The following is a 21018-nucleotide window of genomic DNA, read 5'->3' on the forward strand; positions in this document are numbered from 1 at the left end:
GAGCACTGACAGCAGAACCGACCTTTTCATCATGCAATCCATTTAGTGTTTAAAGAGTGACTAAGGTCAATGATTAACCAATTAGTTGATTTAATGCCCTAATACACATTTTCTGACAGTAGAACCTCGTCAGCTCACTTTTCTTACCCAAACTATAAGCATAGTCAAAGGCCGCAGAAAAAATCGGCTTACTATTAATGAAATTTTTTCTCATGTGAATTAGCAAAAAAAACAGCGTTTAAATAGTGTAAGACGTGCATGAATGACGTAAAACGCTACATTAAGGCGGCAAAAGTAGTGTGGATAACAGCGGTCAGTAGAAGTGCCCAAAACAGGGAACTGAGCTGACGTTTGCCACTATCAGGCCCTTTTTGCTTAAAAGGGGTGACGGTTAAAACTTTCTGCGGCTAAATATGGTTACAATAGCGGCAAGAATTAGCATTTGTGGTTATCAATATGGGCGTAAGCCAAGTCGAACTGATTTTCTCCCTGCTACAACAGATGTGTGTGTATCTGGTGATCGCCTATCTGTTAAGTAAGACACCGCTGTTTATACCATTAATGCAGGTTACCATTCGGTTGCCCCACAAACTGGTGTGCTATCTCACGTTTTCCATGTTTTGTATCATGGGCACCTACTTTGGTTTGCATATTGAGGACTCCATCGCCAACACCCGTGCTATCGGCGCTGTGTTAGGTGGTGTTTTGGGGGGGCCATCGGTCGGTTTTCTGGTAGGGCTGACCGGTGGGTTGCACCGCTACTCCATGGGTGGGATGACCGCCACCGCCTGTATGTTGTCTACCGTCGCTGAAGGGCTACTGGGTGGTTTCCTCCACAGCTATTTGATACGTAAAAACCGCCTCGACCTGCTGTTCCAACCCTTGATTGTCGCGGGTATTACGCTGGTCGCTGAAGTCCTGCAAATGCTGATTATTTTGGTCGTTGCCCGCCCATTCCATGAAGCTGTCGAGCTGGTTGAAAACATTGCCCTACCGATGATGATCACCAATACCATTGGTGCGGCCATGTTTATGCGGATTTTGTTGGACCGGCGGGCTATTTTCGAAAAATACACCACCGCCTTCTCAGCCAAAGCACTGCAAATTGCCGCTCGGGCTGAGGGGCAACTACGCCATGGTTTTGACCAACAAAACAGTATGCGGGTGGCGCGTATCTTGTATGAGGAACTGGGCGTTGGTGCGGTGGCAATTACCGACCGCGAGAAACTGCTGGCATTTATCGGTACTGGCGCAGACCATCACCTTGTGGGGAGTGCTATCACCTCAGACCATACCCACCGGGCGATTGAGTTGAATCAGGTGGTTTATGCCGATGGCAATGCTGTCCCTTATACCTGCTCTATTTCCCCTAATTGCAAACTGGGTTCCACGTTAGTTATCCCACTACGCGGTGAAGAGCATCGGGTAATTGGTAGCATCAAACTGTATGAACCCAAAAGTAAATTGTTCTCCAGTATCAACCGCACATTGGGTGAAGGTATTGCTCACCTGCTATCTGCCCAGATTCTGGCGGGTGAATTTGAACAGCAGAAACAGCTATTGGCACAATCAGAAATCAAACTGCTGCACGCGCAAGTGAATCCTCACTTCCTCTTTAACGCACTGAATACTCTGTCGGTAGTGATCCGCCGTAACCCAGACCATGCCCGCAAGTTGGTGCTATCTTTATCGACTTTCTTCCGTAAGAACCTCAAACGTAGCCACGATGTGGTTACGTTGAGCGATGAAATTGAGCATGTGAATGCTTATCTGGAAATAGAAAAGGCACGTTTTGCTGACCGCCTCTCTGTTGAAATCTTATTACCTGATGAACTGATGGACGCGCGTTTACCGGCATTTTCCCTGCAACCTGTGGTCGAAAACGCCATCAAACACGGCATATCACAAATGTTCAGCAACGGGTGCATCACCTTGCACGGTAAGCTAGAGGGCAATACGTTGATACTGGAAGTGGAAGACAATGCTGGCTTGTATCAGCCGCAACCCAACGGCGATGGTCTAGGGATGAATTTGGTCGATCGGCGAATTAAAGTCCGCTATGGCAACGAATATGGCGTGACCGTCCTAAGTGAAGCAGATAAATTCACCCGCATTACACTGAAATTACCCTTTATCACGGCAAGTGAGGCTTAACACAGGTTTATTGTTGGCCCTCGGCGGCGATGATGCTCACCATATTCAGTACCGCAGCAGAGCGCTCATGCCGCCGCCATGCCAGAGTAATTTTGGTTTTTAACAGACTATCGTCAATCTCATGATAAGTGACATTATTCGCCTGAATGGTTGTCAGTGAACGAGGTACGATAGTAAAACCAAATCCCGCTGACACCATCCCTATTGCGGACACCAACTGGGGGGATTGTTGCCCCAGTTCCGGCTTAAATCCGGCACGATAACAAGCGCTAATAATGGTATCAAACAATCCTGGGGCCACTTCCCGTGGGAAAGTAATCAACTTTTCATGCTGTATCGCTTGCAGATTGATTTGTGGGCAGCGATGCAACTGATGGTTATGCGGTAACACCAGCAACATATCCTCCTCCACCAGCACCTTGCAGGTAAATTCATTACTGGCATCACATGGCTGACGAATAAATGCCACGTCGATGCGATCGTTATGCAAATCATTCATTAATACCGGCATCGTCTCTTCGCTGGGGGACAAGATCACCTCAGGATATTTATCCCGATAGGCATGGAGTAGGCGCAATACCAAGGGCTGGAAGGCGGTCGAACTGGCAAAACCTACCCGCAACTTACCTGTCTCCCCCCGTGCGATACTTTTAGCCCGCGCTATCGCTTCATCCGTAAGCGTCAATATATGACAGGCATCCACATAGAATGCTTTCCCCGCATCGGTCAGTTCAACACCGCGAGCCAACCGGCGTAACAGTGGTGTCCCTATCTCCCGCTCTAGCTTTTGAATTTGCTGACTTAGTGGTGGCTGGGAGATACCCAGTGTTTCTGCCGCCCGAGTGAAGTGGCGGGCTGAAGCGACAGCGGCAAAGTAGCGTAAATAACGTAGTTCCATATATTTTTGATATCAAAAAAGTGAGATTCCTATATTGGTACTTATGTACTTTCAGCGTCAACCTTATAACTAAATATAAATATAATTTATGTTATAGGTGAGCTGGAGCAGGATATGACTAAATCAATAACATCGCATTGTTCATGTACTCAAGAGGTTGTAAAAAGTTTTATTGCCTATCGAGAAAAGCATTCTGAGTGTGTCATTTATCAAACATCTCTAATGAGCGCGCTAATTAGCGGCGTTTACGAAGGCCAAATCACCATGGCAGAGTTACTGAAGCACGGTGATTTTGGATTAGGAACATTTAACAATCTTGATGGTGAACTGGTCGCATTAAACAGTAAAATTTATCAATTACGATCCGATGGCAGTGCTCGCTCAGCACAGTCAGAACAGAAGACACCTTTCGCAGTAATGACATTTTTTCAGCCCACTGAAAAGCGCACTTTCAAGCAGAAAATAAGCAGAGAACAGATCCATAACGTGATTGATGACATCACCACCACAGATAATCTGTTTTGTGCTCTGCGTATTGATGGCACGTTCAGCCATGTTGAAACCCGCACCGTCCCCTGCCAGCAGCGCCCCTATAAACCCATGCTTGAAGCTATCGCGGAGCAACCCACGTTTGATTTCACCCATCAAAATGGCGTGATTATTGGTTTTCGCTGCCCGAACTATACCCAAGGTATAAACGTTGCCGGCTACCACGAACATTTTATTACTGACACCCGCAATGGCGGCGGCCATGTGCTCGATTACCAATTGGAAAATGGCGTTCTGACTTTCGGCACCGTAGCCAAACTGGTTATCGACCTGCCGCAGGAATCCGATTTTCTCCGGGCCAATCTCTCACCTCAAAATCTTAATAACGCGATCCGCGCGGTAGAGAGTTAACCGGCCGTAAGACATCAATTAATAGCGGCTAAATCAACCATAGAGGACAACACATCATGACCAATGAAACGCATATTCAGACTTGGCAGTGCGGGGCTGATCTGGTGGTTAATCATTTAGAGCAGCAAGGCGTAAAACAGGTGTTCGGTATTCCTGGCGCTAAAATTGATCGGGTCTTTAATTCACTGGAAGATTCCAGCATTCAAACGATTGTGGTGCGCCACGAAGCGAATGCAGCTTTTATGGCTGCGGCCATCGGCCGGTTAACAGGTAAAGCAGGCGTGGCATTGGTAACCTCAGGGCCGGGTTGCGCCAACTTAGTCACCGGGCTGGCAACAGCAACCTCTGAAGGAGATCCGGTAGTGGCACTGGGCGGCGCGGTAAAGCGAGCCGATAGCCTGAAAATAACTCACCAGAGTATGGATACTGTGAGTATTTTTCGCCCGATAACTAAGTTTAGTGCGGAGGTGACGGCCTCTGCGGCGCTGTCAGAAGTACTGGGTAATGCTTTTAGAACCGCTGAGTTTGGTCGTCCGGGCGCGGCCTTTGTTAGCCTGCCGCAAGATATTCTCAACAAACCTGTGACCAGCCAGGCGCTGATTCATCAACCATGTCCACACAATGGCGGTGCACCTTTGGATGAGATTACTGCCGTGGCTAAGTTGATTAACAACGCTAAAAATCCAATTTTGCTCCTTGGATTGATGGCCAGTCAGCCTGCAAACGCTCAAGCCATTCGGCGTTTACTTCACCATAGCAAAATACCGGTCACCAGCACCTATCAAGCCGCTGGTGTGGTTGATCAGGCGCACTTTGATCATTTTGCCGGGCGGGTGGGCTTGTTTAATAATCAAGCTGGCGACAAGTTACTACAACAAGCCGATGTGATTATCACCATCGGTTATAGCCCTGTGGAATATGACCCAGCGCTATGGAACAACGGCCAGGCAACACTGATACATCTGGATATTTTACCTGCCGAAATAGATGCAGCCTATCAACCGGAAAAAGAGTTATTGGGCGATATTGCCGCTACCGTAGATGCATTAGCCCCCCGGATACATGGCCCGTTAATATTAACATTGGCAACACAGGCGGTACTGGAAGAGCGCTGCCGCCAACGACGAGACTTGGCCCGCCGGGCTGACCATATGAGTGGTTTCGCTATTCATCCGCTGCGTTTAGTCCGGGCAATGCAGGATATTGTTAATAGTGACGTGACCCTGTGTGTCGATATGGGGAGCTTTCACATCTGGATTGCCCGTTATCTTTACAGCTTCCGCACCCGTCAAATTTTGATGTCAAACGGTCAACAGACTATGGGTGTTGCACTGCCATGGGCCATTGCCGCCGCACTGGTGAACCCACATCAAAAGGTCGTATCCGTATCAGGTGACGGGGGATTTATGCAATCAAGTATGGAGCTAGAAACTGCGGTGCGCCTGAAAAGCAATTTACTGCATATTATTTGGGTCGATAACGGTTACAACATGGTGGAAATACAGCAGCAGAAAAAATACCATCGGCCATCGGGGGTTAACTTTGGCCCGATTGATTTCAAAATGTACGCCGAATCCTTTGGCGCGAAAGGTTTTGCCGTAGAGTCTGCCGACGAATTATCCCATAAATTGCACCAAGCTATGGATGTATCAGGCCCGGCAGTCATTGCCATCCCAGTGGATTATTCAGATAACTATCGTTTAATGGAAGAGCTGAATATCAGCCAATTGCTGTAGTGCGGATGGCCGTACTGGGTGACTGGTGCATCAAGAGATACAAAAGAGCTGTGTTAATCATATAAAAAACCCTGACCATAAGATCAGGGCTTTATCGTTATTACTCTTAATAACCAATCACATCAAGATGCGCAGCATACGGCGCAATGGCTCTGCCGCACCCCATAACAATTGGTCACCCACAGTAAAGGCGGAGAGATACTCCGGCCCCATATTCAATTTACGCAGGCGGCCAACAGGGGTATTCAATGTACCGGTTACCGCAGCCGGCGTCAGTTCTCGCATACTCAGCTCGCGGTCGTTCGGGATAACACGAACCCAGTCATTGTGCATTGCCAACATTTGCTCAATTTCTGGCAATGGCACGTCTTTTTTCAGTTTCAGCGTAAAGGCTTGGCTATGGCAACGCAGCGCACCAATGCGCACGCACAAACCATCGACTGGAATGACGCTGTTAGTATTCAGAATTTTGTTAGTTTCAGCCTGGCCTTTCCACTCTTCGCGGCTTTGACCATTATCCAGTTGTTTGTCGATCCACGGGATCAGGCTACCCGCCAGCGGTACGCCAAAGTTATCGGTCGGCAAGGTACCACTGCGGGTTGCCGCAGTGACCTTACGTTCAATATCCAAAATGGCAGAGGCCGGGTCTTGCAACTCTTTAGCTACGCCAGCATGTAGCATACCCATCTGAGTCAGCAACTCACGCATATGGCGCGCGCCACCACCGGATGCTGCCTGATAAGTGGCAACTGATGCCCACTCAACCAAGTTATTAGCAAACAAACCACCCAAAGACATCAGCATCAGGCTAACGGTACAGTTACCCCCCGCAAAGGTCTTGATACCTTTATCCAAACCCTGTTGAATGACACTATGGTTCACCGGATCCAGAATAATAATTGTGTCATCTTGCATACGCAGAGAAGAAGCTGCGTCAATCCAATAGCCTTTCCAGCCGATTTCTCGCAGCTTTGGATAAACTTCGTTGGTATAATCTCCCCCCTGGCAGGTGATAATGATATCCAATGCACTCAGCGCATCAATATCATAAGCATCTTGCAACGTTCCTTGCTGGCCGGTAAATGTCGGCGCGGCCTGGCCGTGTTGCGAGGTGGAGAAAAAGACCGGATGGATGCCGTCAAAGTCGCGTTCTTCAATCATGCGTTGCATGAGCACTGAGCCGACCATACCGCGCCAGCCGATAAAACCAACATTTTTCATGTTTACTGTCCTGCCTTGGAAGGTGACACCGATTAATGGATGCCTGTCTTGTATAACTGCGCACTGTAAGGGTACGGCAGACTGACTAAGATAGGCCTGATACCACCTTACAAAATATGGACAAAGTGGCAAGTTAATTTATTCGATACCAGAATGATTCAAAGCAATCTTCCTAATATGTGGCTTTGATTGGCGGGAAACGCCAGTCTCCTAGAGGTAATAATGACTGAGATGATTGCGGCAACAGTGTTGCTGTTTTTGATTATGGACCCGCTGGGAAACCTGCCGATTTTTATGTCGGTACTCAAACATCTGGAACCTAAGCGGCGGCGAGTCGTATTGATTCGCGAATTGCTAATTGCACTGATATTAATGCTGATTTTCCTGTTCGCTGGCGAGAAGATTTTGGCGTTCCTAAATCTGCGAACTGAAACGGTGTCGATATCGGGTGGTATTATTCTGTTTTTAATCGCAATTAAGATGATTTTCCCCACCCCAGAAAGTAACGTTACCGGGTTATCGGCTGGGGAAGAGCCATTCTTAGTACCACTGGCCATTCCCTTAGTGGCAGGCCCATCGATTCTGGCAACGCTAATGCTACTGTCGCATCAATATCCTAATCAAATTAGCCATTTAGTGTTGGCGTTGATGATTGCGTGGGGGTTGTCTGCGGCGATTTTGCTGATGTCGAATCTGTTTCTGCGCCTGCTGGGCAATAAAGGTGTCAGTGCGCTGGAACGGCTGATGGGGTTAATTTTGGTGATGCTATCTACACAGATGTTTTTAGATGGTGTACGGGCATACTTGACCAAATAAGGTTGGCCTCAGTTGCGCAATCCAAGAGGGGCGCGCCCTCTTGGGTATAAAATCACTTTAGCTACGGCTTTGCAGTGCTAATACACAGCGCTGCACTACGTTATCAATATCCGCATCAATATCGACACAGAGAACATCAGGTTCATCTGAGCCAGGTTCTTCCAGCGCGTCAAACTGGCTTTTTAGCAGATCGGTTGGCATAAAATGGCCAGAGCGGGCTTTTAGCCGTTCCATGATGACGTCAAAACTGCCTTTCAGATATAAAAATACCATCCCCGGATTACCGTCCCGCAGGCGATCACGGTAACGGCGCTTCAGCGCTGAGCAGACAATAATACCGGTTTCATTTTTATGATTCAGGCTGTAGGCGGCATCACTCAAGCGCTCCAGCCACGGCATACGATCTTCATCATTCAGTGGATGCCCACTGCCCATTTTCTGAATATTGGCACGAGGATGCAGATCGTCACCATCAATAAATTTGGCATGGATTTGGCGGGCTACAGCCTCTCCTACCGTGGTTTTGCCGCTACCCGATACACCCATCACGATAATGCTATGTCCTGCCATAATGTTGATCTCTATCTCAGAATGGGAATTTTACCGCTCTCTATGGTTCCGTATTTTACCATGTTACCGGTATCATGATACCGGTAACAAAGAGAGATGTGACTTTTATCACAAAGGATAGAACATCGTATAGGACTCAATCGCGCAATCACTTTGGCTGAAAAGCCGAGTGTATATCCCAGCGTTTTCACGGTGCAGAAAGGCGGTGAACGTAAGCCGTCAACACACTGGCAAGTTGCATGATGACGGGGATAAATAATAAAACTAAGGTCACCTTCCTATCCTACTGATAATAAAAAGAAGCTGACTATCAACCATAACTAAAAGCGATATACCCAAAATAGGTGGAGAAATGCTATGCCATTAGTCATTGTCGCGGTTGGCGTTGCCATGCTGCTGTTACTGATGATCCGTTTCAAACTTAACGGATTTATCTCGTTGATACTGGTCGCGCTGGCGGTAGGTATCATGCAAGGGATGCCAGTCGATAAAGTCGTCGGCTCAATCAAAGCTGGGGTTGGCGGAACGTTAGGCAGTCTGGCGCTGATTATGGGCTTTGGTGCCATGCTCGGTAAATTACTGGCTGATTGTGGTGGCGCGCAACGAATCGCTACCACGCTGATTGATAAATTTGGCAAAAAACACATTCAGTGGGCGGTCGTGCTGACTGGTTTTACTGTTGGTTTTGCGCTGTTTTATGAAGTGGGCTTTGTACTGTTGCTGCCACTGGTGTTTAGTATCGCGGCATCAGCCCGTATCCCACTGCTGTATGTCGGTGTGCCGATGGCCGCAGCCTTGTCTGTAACCCACGGTTTCCTACCACCTCACCCAGGCCCAACGGCTATTGCGACCATTTTCCACGCGGATATGGGTAAAACGCTGCTGTACGGGACTTTACTGGCAATTCCAACAGTTATTCTGGCCGGCCCGGTATTTGCGCGCTTCCTAAAAGGAATTGATAAACCAGTACCAGAAGGATTGTATAACCCGAAAACCTTCACCGATGAAGAAATGCCAAGCTTTGGTGTCAGTGTCTCTACAGCGCTGGTTCCAGTGATTTTGATGGCATTACGGGCGGTGGCAGAGATGATTTTGCCAAAAGGCCACCCAGTGCTCTCTTATGCAGAGTTCTTCGGTGATCCGGTGATCGCCACCTTAATCGCTGTATTGATAGCAATTTTCACCTTTGGCTTAAACCGTGGCCGTTCAATGGAAGCGGTGATGGATACGGTAACTGACTCCATTAAAATCATTGCGATGATGTTGTTGGTTATCGGCGGTGGCGGTGCTTTCAAACAGGTTTTAGTCGACAGTGGCGTTGATCATTATATTGCCAATATGATGAATAGCAGCGGCTTATCACCAATTCTGATGGCATGGTCAATCGCAGCCGTACTGCGTATTGCGCTAGGTTCTGCGACCGTAGCGGCCATTACGGCTGGCGGTATTGTAGCGCCGCTCATTGCCACCACGGGAGCCAGCCCTGAATTAATGGTTATTGCCGTTGGTTCCGGTAGCGTGATTTTCTCTCACGTCAACGACCCAGGCTTTTGGTTGTTCAAGGAGTACTTCAACCTGACCATTGTAGAAACCTTTAAGTCATGGTCAGTGCTGGAAACCATTATTTCGGTCTGCGGCCTGGTCGGTTGCCTGTTATTAGCCATGGTGATATAGCATCTGGCAGCAATGGTTATTTAGCTAATCCATTGTAATTTAAATACTGCCGCCGGGGAGGATGGTGAAACCGACATCAACCATCCTCGGCGCTACCGCCTCTCCGCGCAGTTTTGCTAGCAGACGCTCGGCACCAATTTGCCCCATTCTTTCACGCGGGGTAAGCACACTGGCCAGCTTCGGAACCATCGACTGGCCGATATCGTGACCATGGAAACCCGCTATTGCCATATCATGGGGGATAGATAACCCCTGGCGCTGGCACTCAAACACGGCCCCAATTGCCAGGTCATCGTTGGTACAAAAAATACTGTCAATCAGTGGATAACTGGCTTGCGCCTCACGCAACAACTCAGCACCAGCCGAATATGACGACGAACGGCTGGTCATCACACTCATCGGCACTAAACCGGACTCACGCATCGCCTGTTCATAACCTTGTTGCTTGATGACTGTACGCTCATCTTGGCGAGCGCCGAAATAGACAACATGGCGATGGCCTTTGGCAATAATTTGCTGCGTCATCTGCCTTGCCGCTTCAAAGTTATTAAAACCCACAGCCAAATCAATACACGGCGAAATACAATCCATCAGCTCAATAACTGGAATCCCCGCCACCTCAATCATTTTCAATGTACGGGCGGTATGGTGACGTTCGGAAAGGATCAGGCCGTCGATATTATAAGAGAGTAACGAGGTTAACCGCTGCTCCTCACGCTCTTTCTGATAGCCATAGTGTGCCAGCATGGTCTGATAACCATGCACATCCGTCACACTCTCAATGCCACGCAAAACCTCGGCAAAAACCTGATTGGTCAACGACGGCAGCAATACGCCGATGGCATGACTGGTCGCGTTAGACAGGATATCGGGGGCGCGGTTGGGTATATAGCCCAGTTCGTCTAATGCCAGCGCGATTTTTTTCTGCAAAATCGCAGAAACTTGTTCTGGATTGCGCAAATAACGGCTGACGGTCATTTTGGTTACCCCAACCATATCGGCGACATCTTGGAGCACTGGCCTTTTTTTCTTCATTATCAATGAACTGAGGCTGGGGAAATGGGATACTATTCTAGCAAAGAAAAGGGTATGGCGCGATGCACATACCCTTTTTTACATATACCCGTCATACTTCAAGCTGCATATGCGTTGGCTGCTTTCTTTCACCCGAATCACTTACCTGAGTAAGCTCATCGGGATTCACTCAATTGCCGCCTTCCTGCAACTCGAATTATTAGGGTATGGGATGGTCAAACTTAAACTGGCGGTAAATCAAACAACAAGATTTCACTGTCTTCATCTGCGTGAATAGAAAGTGCAGCCTCATCCCAGATAGCGAATGCATCACTGGTAGTGGCATGATGCCCATTGATAGAGACATTACCTCGGACTACCTGTATCCAGATGCGGCGCTCTGCTTGAATCTGATAAATAGACTGCTCCTCGCGTTTCAGTGCCCAGCGCCAGAGTGTCATGTCCTGGAATACTTTCAGCGAACCATCACGGGCATCCGGTGACAATACCAACTGCCGCCCTTGCGGGATATCGAACATCTGCTGTTCATAACGCGGTTCCAAACCTGTTTTATTGGGGATAATCCAAATCTGGTACAAATGCAGCGGTTGGTCGTCACGGCCATTATATTCTGAATGACGAATACCGGTGCCTGCGCTCATAATCTGGAATTCACCCGCATGGATCTGCTCTTTATTGCCCATACTGTCTTTGTGTTCTACGGTACCAGACAGCACATAAGTCAGGATTTCCATATCTTTATGCGGATGGGTACCAAACCCCTGACCCGCGTCGATCACATCTTCGTTAATCACCCGCAGCGCTGAAAAACCCATAAATTCTGGATCGTAATAATCAGCGAATGAGAAGGTATGCCAGCTGTCCAACCAACCGTGATTAGCATGGCCACGTTCTTCTGCTTTGCGTAAATAGATCATGTTCAGTTCTCCTCAACGTTTTCTTTAGTCTAGATGTCGCGGGAGAATATGAAAGCGTAAAAAACTCACTCCTCTGTTCAAAAAATTCGACTGATTAATAAGTTGAAAGACAAATGATTTGAATTTGAAGTAATTAGCGAAAGAAAACGTTAAGAAAACTTGAGGCATGACAGCTTACGAGCCAATGAAGCAGCGAACAAACAGCGCAAAATAGGCAAAAAAAAAGCCAGCACCCGGCTGGCTAAGTAAACACTGGAAGCAATGTGAGCAATGTCGTGCCTTCGTAATGTGAACACCTAAACGCTGATGGCCTCATCTGAAAGCACGACAATGATAATCATTATCACTCTCACTTGTAAAGTGTTTTTTCTGACCAGTTGCAATATTATTGACTCAGATAAATAAAACGCTATTTTAGTAGGTAATTCAAACAGTAAGAGTAAGGGTATGTTTATGGAAAATGTGCAGATACGCCATGTGGAGTTCACCGACTATCCGGCCTTGCGGCAGTTATTTTCTCATCCACAGGTTTATCGCGACACATTACAGCTTCCTCTACCTTCTGAAGAGATGTGGGCCAAAAGAATTAAAGATTTTCCTGCCGGGATGCATAGCCTGGTGGCATGTATTGACGAGGAGATCGTTGGTCAACTGACTATTGAAGCCAACCAACGGGCACGGCGTAAGCATGTCGCCACTTTTGGTATTGCTGTTGATGCGAATTACTGTGGGAAAGGTATCGGCAGTGCATTAATGGCTGCTATGATTGATTTATCTGATAACTGGCTGAATATACAACGTATTGAGCTAACCGTGTTTGTCGATAACCTGGCAGCCATCGCACTTTACCACAAGTTTGGCTTTGAAATTGAAGGTACCAGCCCACGCTTTGCTTTCCGCGAGGGCCAGTATATCGACGCGCATCATATGGGGCGAATCAAGATACCCGCCTAACCATCAGGGGGTAGTGTACCAACCTATCCCCTGCCATAACTGAATATGACTAAATGCTCGCGGTTTCTTTAATATATTGGCGAGCTTTCACCGCATACTCAAATGGATTAGCGATAGCCGGATCCTGCTCTGCCTCTACCACCATCCAGCCCTGATAACCTTTTTCATCCAGCAATTTAAATACCGGACGGAAATCAATTACCCCATCGCCCGGTACAGTAAACATGCCTTTTTTCACTCCGTCGAGGAAACTGAGTTTATTCGCTTTCACATCAGCCACTATTTCATCGCGTACATCTTTTAAATGAACATGATTAATACGCGGCAGGTATTTATCTAAAATAGCCAGCATCGCCGCCTGGCTCCCCTCAGAAACATAGGCATGACCCGTATCAAAGAGCAGGTATACATCGTCGTTAACCATACTCATATAACGATCTATTTCTTCAGTAGTTTGGATCCCCGTCCCCATATGGTGGTGCAAACAGACTTGCATACCTTTGGTTGCCGCAATCTTGGCTAATTCGTTATAGCCATCGGCGACTCGCTGCCATTGCGCATCGGTAAAGTGTGGTTTTTCTTCAAATACAGCCTTCGTCGTCCCTTGAATACTCTTACTTTGTTCTGAGCAACCAATCACTTTTGCCCCCATTACATGGAGAAAATTCATATGATTAGTGAATTCATCAATGGTTTTGGCCCGCTGGTCATCGGCAAAGAAAGTGCTAAACCATGCATTACAAATCTGCATACCGCGCAGCTCAAGCATGGGTTTTAGTATGTTAGGATCTCGCGGGTATTTACTGCCAACTTCGCAACCAGTAAATCCGGCAAGTGCCATTTCACTAATACATTGTTGGAAGGTATTTTCTTTGCCTAGCTCAGGCATATCATCATTGGTCCAGCCAATTGGCGCGATTGCTAACTTCACACGTTCTTTATTCATAATAAACCTCTGCGTTACATCCAATTTATAGAGATGAATACAATTAAAAGGTGATTAATTGCTCGTCTTTAATGCAGGAAAATATATCTTTAGCGCTTGAAGCTGTGGCGTTGTTAGCTGCAACGTCAATAACGTTGAGTTAAGTTTTTATTTAAAATCTTAAAGGGAGCTTGCACCTGAAGCTGCCGGGCCGCGCTACCTCCCCAACAATTCACGTTTAATACGTGAAAGAGGCCATCACCGACATATTTCAGCAGGATAGCTCGCGCACAGGCAGCAGAGTTTGGTGTTATTTATTATAAAAATCAGGTCGTGGCGGCAAGCTCACGGGAACAATTTCACCACTGTTTTGTGCCGCAATACAGGCATCAGCAGTAACGGCGGCGGCAAAACCATCCCAGGCAGAGGGACCGGTGAGTTTTTCAGCTAAAACGTCATTGATAAATGCTTGTAATTCAACATCATAAGCATCAATAAAGCGGTCTTTCCAATCGGTCAGTATTTCATGTGATAACCGTGCCTGGCTGCGCATCAGCACGGATGAGGGTTCTGGTAATTTTGCAATCCCGGTATCACCTACCACTTCACATTGAATATCGTAGCCATATTGGCAGTTCACAAAGATTTCAACATCAATACGCGTCCCTTTCGCCGTTTCAAACAATACGACCTGCGGATCTTTCAGATGCGCTTTAGCGTGTTTGGCTTTACGTGGGAAAACAACCTGAACGGAGACATAATCATCATCCAGCAACCAGCGCAGCACATCAATCTCATGGATTAGTGTGTCAGTGATCGCCATATTGGTAGTGTAGTTTTCACCGACTCTCGGATTACGGTGAGCACAATGCAGCATCAAGGGTTCACCGATTTCCCCACTGGTAATCACATCTTTCAGTGCGCGATAACCCTGATCATAAGGCCGCATAAACCCAACCTGAACCAAGCGTTTACCTTTGGCAGCTTCAGCGTCTACAATTCGCTTACACCCTTCGGCAGTCACCGCCAGCGGCTTTTCACAAAATACATATTTGCCTGCAGCAATGGCTGCCAGAACAAATTCTTCGTGACTCGGCCCCCAAGACGTAACTAATACCGCATCCACCTCTTTTGCATTAATCACTGCATGCCCATCGGCGTAGACATTCGCTTCAATACCCAGATCACGAATAACTTTAGTGGCATGCTCTTGATTGATATCCGTCACAGCAACCACACGACTGCCCTGTAAAACTTTACTGCAACGACGAATATGATCCTGACCGATAGCACCTGTTCCGATGACACCAATATTTAACGACATATTATTTTCCTCATGAAGTTTCGGTTTGCAGGTGATACCTGCTCGTTTTACGACTTCACATCCAGATCAAGCACCCCCGTATTCTTCAAGTTGCAGATACGTTGGCAGAACTAATTACCCGGCACATCCCTGTACCGCCGTGTGTTGAAAGCTATGGGGTATAACGCATTGATTGCCTGCTTAATTAGCCTTAGTAATCACGGGCTTTGGCGATATTTTTTTCCAGCTCCCGAACCACGGCATCTGTTCGTTCGCTTTCAGAAACCTGAGCAACCCCTACCCGCCACCAACTTAGGTATTTATGTACCATGGTCTTTGGCAGTACTTTTATGTCAATCAAGGTAGAAATCGTCTGTGAATGAGCATCGGTTAATGCATCAATCAGTTGTTGCTCGGTAGAAACGCGATATGTCTTACAGCCGTAGGCGGCAGCCAGCATGGCAAAATCAACGGGAACAAGGCTGCCATCCAATTGGCCAGTTCCCTCATTACGGAAACGGAACTCTGTGGCATAGCTGTCCATGCCATGTTCCATTTGCAGATTGTTGATGCAGCCATTCGTCATGTTATCGAACAGCACAACGTTAATTTTTTTACGCTCTTGAATGGAGGTAACCAGTTCGGAATGCAGCATCATAAATGCGCCATCCCCAACCAATGAGTAGACCTCTCTGTCAGGTTCAGCTAACTTCACACCCAGTGCGGCACCAACCTCATAACCCATGCACGAATAACCGTATTCGACGTGATAGTCATTACTCCCTTTGCTACGCCACACCCGCTGCAAATCACCGGGCAAGCTACCCGCAGCCGCAACAATGACGGCATCCTGAGGTAGTGTGTTATTCAGTACACCCAGCACTTGGCTTTGTGTCAGGAAAGAGCCCGTTTTATTGATAAATTCAGCAAAAACCTGTTCACGGTCCAAATGGTCATTAATTTCAGGAATGAAATCGTCGGCGCGGTATTGCACCTGATAAACCCGCTGCGTCTCAGCGAATTGCTCCGCGCGCATGCGAGCAATTTCGCCGCCCCACCCTGCTTGATAACCGGTAGTACTAAGCTGTTGATGCAATGCCGATAATGCCTCACGCGCATCAGCCAGCAACTGCAAACCGTCCAATTTACCGGCATCAAAGGCACTGACATTAATATTAAGGAATGAAACGTCTGGATTCTGGAACAACCATTTCGATGACGTGGTGAAATCGCTATAGCGAGTGCCAACACCGATCACCAGATCGGCCTGTTTTGCCAATGTGTTTGCAGCCAGGCAGCCGGTTTCACCGATACCACCAAGATTTAATTCATGTTCTGAGCTGATAGTGCCTTTACCGGCTTGCGTTTCGACCCACGGCAAACCAAAACATTCAGCAAATCGTTGCAATGCCTGACCAGCCTGAGAATATTTTACCCCACCACCACACACCAAAATTGGCTTGCGCTTGGCGGTCAGTAACGCAATAGCATCAGCCAGCATGGCGACACTGGCAGGGCGCCTGTCGAGGCGATGAACTCGCTTTTGGAAAAAATAATCAGGATAGTCATAGGCTTCAGCCTGCACATCTTGTGGCAAGCTCAGTGTCACAGCACCTGTTTCTGCCGGATCAGTCAGAACCCGCATTGCATTAATACAAGCGCTCATTAGTTGCTCTGGCCGCATAATGCGATCCCAGTATTTACTAACCGGTTTGAATGCATCATTGGTGCTGATGCTAAGGTCATGAGATTGTTCTATTTGTTGTAACACCGGATCCGGTTGGCGGGATGCAAACACATCGCCTGGGAGCAATAATAGAGGAATACGATTGGCCGTTGCTGTTGCGGCGGCAGTAATCATATTAGCGCTACCCGGCCCGACAGATGAGGTGCAGGCATAAATTTGCTGGCGCAGTTTTTGTTTGGCAAAACCGGTAGCTGCGTGGGCCATCCCTTGCTCATTTCGCCCCTGATGAACCACTAAATCGCCGCAGTTTTGCTCCAATGCCTGCCCCATTCCCAGCACATTACCGTGGCCAAAAATAGCAAAAATCCCTTTGATAAATTTGATTTCCTGACCATCAACTTGTAGGTATTGGTTGTCCAAAAACCGGACTAATGCCTGTGCAGTGGTTAGCCGAATCTTATTCATTTACCCATCCTTTGCTCTGTTGCGCTACATCATGGTGGCCAAGTGATTTTCAGCCCCTGAAGATACGTATGCCGGAGAGAAGCAGCAGGCTTGTTATCTTTCGCCAAGCTGACGACAGTAAGGTGAAACATAGCAGGGATTATAAACAAATATTTTTTTCATAAAATCACATTACAGAAGAAACATTTCATTCTGCGATGAAGATCAAATATTCTCATAAACACTGAAGTAACGTTTCTCCGTCTTACCATGCGATTTATCGCTCATTTCTAATCAACAATGAAGAAATATAATATATTGATATAATTATATTATTTTGATTTTAATTCTTCTCTGTCATCCCTCGGAAATACCGCCAATAACCGGCTTAAGCCTTTGGTGTAAGTCCCACTTTTAGGGGTGATATGCGGCTTTTATCTTCGTCACACAACTGGGGAATAAATTTCATTTAACCTTGAATTTGAAATTTTTATTCCTCATACTGACTTTAGAAACGTCATTACAGACTTATTTCATCGGTCATTGTCGGGGCTTGGTTCAATACAGAAGGAAATGGGGATGGGTACACAACACAAAGCGCTGGATGTCATATGTATCGGACGTATTGCCGTCGATTTTTATGGGCAACAGATTGGTGCCCGGCTGGAAGACACCAGTACATTTGCTAAATATTTGGGCGGGTCATCAGGTAATGTTGCTTATGGCACGGCGATTCAGGGCTTGAAGTCAGGCATGCTGGCACGAGTTGGCGATGAACATATGGGCCGCTTTCTACGTGAGGAATTACAGCGTGTTGGGGCTGATACCCGTTTTCTTATTACTGATAAACAGCGCCTTACGGGTCTTGTCATTCTGGGAATTAAAGATCAAGAGACTTTTCCACTGATCTTTTACCGTGAAAACTGCGCTGATATGGCCCTCGTGCCAGATGATATTGACGAGACATATATTGCTTCATCACGCGCACTGGCCATCACGGGGACACACCTTTCGCATCCAAATACACGAGCCGCAGTACTAAAAGCCTTGGACTATGCACATAAGCATGGGTTGCGCACAGCGCTCGATATTGATTATCGCCCAGTACTATGGGGTCTAACCTCACTTGGAGACGGTGAAACGCGGTTTATTGAGTCACAAAAAGTGACTCAGGAATTGCAGGAAGTGCTTCATCATTTCAATTTAATCGTTGGTACAGAAGAAGAATTTCACATTGCGGGGGGGAGCACAGATACGCTGACAGCCCTGCGAAATGTGCGTAAAACCACGCAAGCGACACTGGTTTGCAAACGCGGAGCACAAGGTTGCTCTGTCTTTGAAGGGGATATTCCCACCCGTTGGGAGTCAATCAAACTGCATTCCGGTGTACGCGTCGAGGTTCTCAACGTATTGGGCGCTGGCGATGCCTTCATGTCTGGCCTGTTGCGCGGTTATCTGAATGATGAAGGCTGGGAGCAAGCCTGCCGTTATGCCAATGCCTGTGGAGCACTCGTTGTTTCACGCCACGGTTGTGCCCCAGCGATGCCAACAAAAATTGAACTGGATGATTACCTCAGCCGCGAGCATTCGGTTCCGCGCCCTGACAAAGATAGCCGCCTTAATCATTTACATCGGGTGACTACCCGTAAGCAACAGTGGCCTGAACTTTGTGTTTTTGCCTTTGACCACCGCAAACAATTGGCTGATATGGCCCGTGAAGCCGGTGTGGATGAAGAGCGTATCCCAAAACTCAAGACTTTGTTGCTACAAGCGGCGCAGCAAGCCGCTTTGGAGTCTGGGCTGGTGCATAAAAGTGGTATTTTGGCTGATACGACATACGGTCAGGAAGCGCTCAATACCATTACCGGCCAAGGATGGTGGATAGGTCGCCCAATAGAATTGCCCAGTTCAAGACCGCTACGGCTCGAACACGGTAATATTGGTTCCCAGCTTATTGACTGGCCACTGGAACATGTTGTTAAGTGCCTGGTTTTTTATCATCCTCAAGACCGTGCAGAACTGCGCCAACAGCAGGATGAACTGATTCTGGATGTATACCGTGCATGCTGTAAATCAGGGCATGAATTGCTACTGGAAGTGATTCTACCTGAAGATAATAAAGATAAAGATGAGCGCTATTATATTGAAACCATGGCTCATTTCTATCAGCTAGGCATTCAGCCAGATTGGTGGAAGCTGCCACCGCTAAGCACAGAAAACTGGCAACGCGTTGGCGAACTGATTGAAACCCAAGATCCCTACTGCCGTGGTGTATTAATTCTTGGGCTGGACTCGCCAGAGGCACAGTTAAAAGCGGGTTTTGCCGCTGCTGCCCAAGCTCCGTGGGTTAAAGGTTTTGCTGTTGGCCGGACCATTTTTGGCCAGGCATCACGCCACTGGTTGCAAGGTGAACTGAATGATGCCGAGCTGATGACGCAAGTGAAACAAAATTACCAAACCTTGATCAGTTATTGGCGTGAGTATCGCCCTGCTGTTTGAATTAAAAACTGCCCTATCGGCGCTGAAGTGATACTGCCTCAGCGCCACCATCATGCTGCTATCTACGCTGTTTATTACTCATAAAGCCGAAAAATTCCTGATTTCTATCAAAGTTAATAAAGGAATATCTTTAGATTTCATCCAGTTCTATTAATATGGTTTTGTGAATTGATTTAAGTTTCGATGAAATAAAAGCAAATACCAACATCAATAAATGAAATTTTCCAACCACCTGTTAGAATACTTACAGATATACCCAAAGAACTTGGCGTTGTAGCCAGGCAAAGCGAACAAGCCTCGATGAGCTGACACATATCAATCATTCGAGTGAGTGACCATAGCTAACAGCCTCGCAACGTCAAGTCCAAAGGGAATAACCCCTGAAATTTCCTCTGCCGTGGGCCGAATGGATGAACAACCCTACTCAACTTTCATTGTTACAAGACCAAATTCGTCATCGCTATGAGACGTTAAGTAAACGCTTAAAACAAGTTGCTCGTTATATATTGGATAACAGTAATAGTATTGCATTTGATACGGTTGCGTCGATTGCAGCTCAAGCCAGTGTGCCACCTTCAACATTGATTCGATTTGCTAATGCCTTTGGTTTCAGTGGCTTTAACGAAATGAAACAGGTATTTCGCCAGCATCTGATGGAGGAGACGGTTAACTATACTGAACGCGCCAGGTTATTCCGCCAAACCTCGACGGATGGCAACACTGCCCCCGAAAGCCCATCTGAAATACTGAATGTATTTACTATGGTAAATGCGCAAGCGCTGCAACAACTGGCAGTACAAACCAGTGCAGAACAGTTGGATAGAGCGGTTGAGTTGTTAAAAAACGCTGAGAACATTTATGTGATTGGGCTACGCCGCTCCTTCAGTGTTGCTTCTTATCTCACCTATGCGTTGCGCCATCTGGAGCGTCGTGCTTTTCTGATCGATGGTTTAGGAGGAATGTTCGCGGAACAGCTGAGCATGGTGAAACCCAAAGACGTAGTGATCGCCATTAGTTATTCACCCTATGCGCAAGAGGCATTAGAACTGGTGGAGTTAGGGGCGAAGAGTGGCGCACAGCAGATTGCGATTACAGATAGCCAGGTCAGCCCATTAGCGGCGTTTAGCGATGTGTGTTTTGTCGTGCGAGAGGCTCAAGTTGACGGTTTCCGTTCGCAAGTAGCCTCTATGTGCCTGGCACAAACATTGGCAGTTTCACTGGCACTGAATAACGCGAAAGAGTAAACACGCCAATAGGAGTCTCGGTTCGTTTTGCGTCATAAATC

Annotated in this window: 16 protein-coding genes; 8 read left to right on the top strand and 8 right to left on the bottom strand. The window is 47.2% G+C overall.

The window, feature by feature from the left end; translation table 11 throughout:
* Positions 1 to 456: 456 nt before the first annotated feature.
* Entirely contained in the window at positions 457 to 2154 is a 1698-nt protein-coding gene (locus EL015_RS20480) for a sensor histidine kinase (protein ID WP_032906560.1), read from the top strand.
* 7 nt (positions 2155 to 2161) lie between these two features.
* Here EL015_RS20480 and EL015_RS20485 read toward each other — a convergent pair whose 3' ends face one another.
* Positions 2162 to 3052: a LysR family transcriptional regulator gene (locus tag EL015_RS20485; protein ID WP_005186025.1), complete on the bottom strand. Its 891-nt coding sequence runs from the start codon at positions 3050 to 3052 to the stop codon at positions 2162 to 2164.
* A gap of 114 nt (positions 3053 to 3166) precedes the next feature.
* On the opposite strand from EL015_RS20485, the gene budA reads away from it, so the two are divergent.
* Entirely contained in the window at positions 3167 to 3952 is a 786-nt protein-coding gene (gene budA, locus EL015_RS20490; protein ID WP_032906557.1) for an acetolactate decarboxylase, read from the top strand.
* Positions 3953 to 4008: 56 nt separating this feature from the next.
* Positions 4009 to 5688, top strand: a complete 1680-nt coding sequence (gene alsS / locus EL015_RS20495; RefSeq protein WP_005186020.1) for an acetolactate synthase AlsS — start codon at positions 4009 to 4011, stop codon at positions 5686 to 5688.
* Positions 5689 to 5805: 117 nt separating this feature from the next.
* On the opposite strand, the gene asd is transcribed toward alsS, so the two are convergent.
* Positions 5806 to 6909, bottom strand: coding sequence for an aspartate-semialdehyde dehydrogenase (asd, locus tag EL015_RS20500; protein WP_005186018.1), 1104 nt, complete (start codon positions 6907 to 6909; stop codon positions 5806 to 5808).
* A gap of 222 nt (positions 6910 to 7131) precedes the next feature.
* On the opposite strand from asd, the gene EL015_RS20505 reads away from it, so the two are divergent.
* On the top strand, positions 7132 to 7725 hold the full coding sequence (locus tag EL015_RS20505) for a YhgN family NAAT transporter (RefSeq protein WP_005186017.1): 594 nt from the start codon (positions 7132 to 7134) through the stop codon (positions 7723 to 7725).
* A 57-nt stretch (positions 7726 to 7782) separates the two neighbouring features.
* On the opposite strand, the gene EL015_RS20510 is transcribed toward EL015_RS20505, so the two are convergent.
* Positions 7783 to 8295, bottom strand: a complete 513-nt coding sequence (locus EL015_RS20510; protein ID WP_005186015.1) for a gluconokinase — start codon at positions 8293 to 8295, stop codon at positions 7783 to 7785.
* A 357-nt stretch (positions 8296 to 8652) separates the two neighbouring features.
* On the opposite strand from EL015_RS20510, the gene gntT reads away from it, so the two are divergent.
* Positions 8653 to 9969, top strand: coding sequence for a gluconate transporter (gene gntT / locus EL015_RS20515; protein ID WP_005186012.1), 1317 nt, complete (start codon positions 8653 to 8655; stop codon positions 9967 to 9969).
* A gap of 39 nt (positions 9970 to 10008) precedes the next feature.
* On the opposite strand, the gene gntR is transcribed toward gntT, so the two are convergent.
* Together gntR and EL015_RS20525 are read right to left on the bottom strand one after the other, a co-directional pair.
* Entirely contained in the window at positions 10009 to 11004 is a 996-nt protein-coding gene (gntR, locus tag EL015_RS20520) for a gluconate operon transcriptional repressor GntR (protein WP_005186007.1), read from the bottom strand.
* A gap of 221 nt (positions 11005 to 11225) precedes the next feature.
* A complete protein-coding gene (locus tag EL015_RS20525; protein WP_005187171.1) occupies positions 11226 to 11921 on the bottom strand; it encodes a pirin family protein in 696 nt (231 codons plus the stop codon).
* A gap of 453 nt (positions 11922 to 12374) precedes the next feature.
* Between EL015_RS20525 and EL015_RS20530 the strand changes: the two genes are divergently transcribed.
* Positions 12375 to 12875 carry a GNAT family N-acetyltransferase gene (locus tag EL015_RS20530; protein WP_032906788.1) on the top strand — a complete coding sequence of 167 codons (501 nt, stop codon included), beginning with the start codon at positions 12375 to 12377 and terminating at the stop codon, positions 12873 to 12875.
* Between the two features lie 49 nt (positions 12876 to 12924).
* On the opposite strand, the gene iolE is transcribed toward EL015_RS20530, so the two are convergent.
* From iolE to iolD, 3 genes are all read right to left on the bottom strand, one after another.
* Positions 12925 to 13821, bottom strand: coding sequence for a myo-inosose-2 dehydratase (iolE, locus tag EL015_RS20535; protein ID WP_005187165.1), 897 nt, complete (start codon positions 13819 to 13821; stop codon positions 12925 to 12927).
* Between the two features lie 289 nt (positions 13822 to 14110).
* Positions 14111 to 15124 carry a bifunctional inositol 2-dehydrogenase/D-chiro-inositol 1-dehydrogenase gene (iolG, locus tag EL015_RS20540; protein ID WP_005187149.1) on the bottom strand — a complete coding sequence of 338 codons (1014 nt, stop codon included), beginning with the start codon at positions 15122 to 15124 and terminating at the stop codon, positions 14111 to 14113.
* Between the two features lie 190 nt (positions 15125 to 15314).
* On the bottom strand, positions 15315 to 17255 hold the full coding sequence (gene iolD / locus EL015_RS20545; protein ID WP_005187147.1) for a 3D-(3,5/4)-trihydroxycyclohexane-1,2-dione acylhydrolase (decyclizing): 1941 nt from the start codon (positions 17253 to 17255) through the stop codon (positions 15315 to 15317).
* Between the two features lie 558 nt (positions 17256 to 17813).
* Here iolD and EL015_RS20550 point away from each other — a divergent pair.
* Positions 17814 to 19733 carry a bifunctional 5-dehydro-2-deoxygluconokinase/5-dehydro-2-deoxyphosphogluconate aldolase gene (locus EL015_RS20550; protein WP_032906787.1) on the top strand — a complete coding sequence of 640 codons (1920 nt, stop codon included), beginning with the start codon at positions 17814 to 17816 and terminating at the stop codon, positions 19731 to 19733.
* 410 nt (positions 19734 to 20143) lie between these two features.
* Entirely contained in the window at positions 20144 to 20977 is an 834-nt protein-coding gene (locus tag EL015_RS20555; RefSeq protein ID WP_005187143.1) for a MurR/RpiR family transcriptional regulator, read from the top strand.
* Positions 20978 to 21018: the final 41 nt, after the last annotated feature.

Origin of the sequence: Yersinia intermedia (assembly GCF_900635455.1) — a bacterium.
GTDB lineage: Bacteria > Pseudomonadota > Gammaproteobacteria > Enterobacterales > Enterobacteriaceae > Yersinia > Yersinia intermedia.

Coding starts and splice junctions, on each gene's coding strand:
- iolG (WP_005187149.1), bottom strand. CDS start 15,124: ATGTCGTTAAATATTGGTGTCATCGGAACAGGTGCTATCGGTCAGGAT.
- iolD (WP_005187147.1), bottom strand. CDS start 17,255: ATGAATAAGATTCGGCTAACCACTGCACAGGCATTAGTCCGGTTTTTG.
- EL015_RS20530 (WP_032906788.1), top strand. CDS start 12,375: ATGGAAAATGTGCAGATACGCCATGTGGAGTTCACCGACTATCCGGCC.
- EL015_RS20485 (WP_005186025.1), bottom strand. CDS start 3,052: ATGGAACTACGTTATTTACGCTACTTTGCCGCTGTCGCTTCAGCCCGC.
- gntT (WP_005186012.1), top strand. CDS start 8,653: ATGCCATTAGTCATTGTCGCGGTTGGCGTTGCCATGCTGCTGTTACTG.
- EL015_RS20555 (WP_005187143.1), top strand. CDS start 20,144: ATGAACAACCCTACTCAACTTTCATTGTTACAAGACCAAATTCGTCAT.
- EL015_RS20480 (WP_032906560.1), top strand. CDS start 457: ATGGGCGTAAGCCAAGTCGAACTGATTTTCTCCCTGCTACAACAGATG.
- alsS (WP_005186020.1), top strand. CDS start 4,009: ATGACCAATGAAACGCATATTCAGACTTGGCAGTGCGGGGCTGATCTG.
- iolE (WP_005187165.1), bottom strand. CDS start 13,821: ATGAATAAAGAACGTGTGAAGTTAGCAATCGCGCCAATTGGCTGGACC.
- EL015_RS20550 (WP_032906787.1), top strand. CDS start 17,814: ATGGGTACACAACACAAAGCGCTGGATGTCATATGTATCGGACGTATT.
- asd (WP_005186018.1), bottom strand. CDS start 6,909: ATGAAAAATGTTGGTTTTATCGGCTGGCGCGGTATGGTCGGCTCAGTG.
- EL015_RS20510 (WP_005186015.1), bottom strand. CDS start 8,295: ATGGCAGGACATAGCATTATCGTGATGGGTGTATCGGGTAGCGGCAAA.
- budA (WP_032906557.1), top strand. CDS start 3,167: ATGACTAAATCAATAACATCGCATTGTTCATGTACTCAAGAGGTTGTA.
- EL015_RS20525 (WP_005187171.1), bottom strand. CDS start 11,921: ATGATCTATTTACGCAAAGCAGAAGAACGTGGCCATGCTAATCACGGT.
- EL015_RS20505 (WP_005186017.1), top strand. CDS start 7,132: ATGACTGAGATGATTGCGGCAACAGTGTTGCTGTTTTTGATTATGGAC.
- gntR (WP_005186007.1), bottom strand. CDS start 11,004: ATGAAGAAAAAAAGGCCAGTGCTCCAAGATGTCGCCGATATGGTTGGG.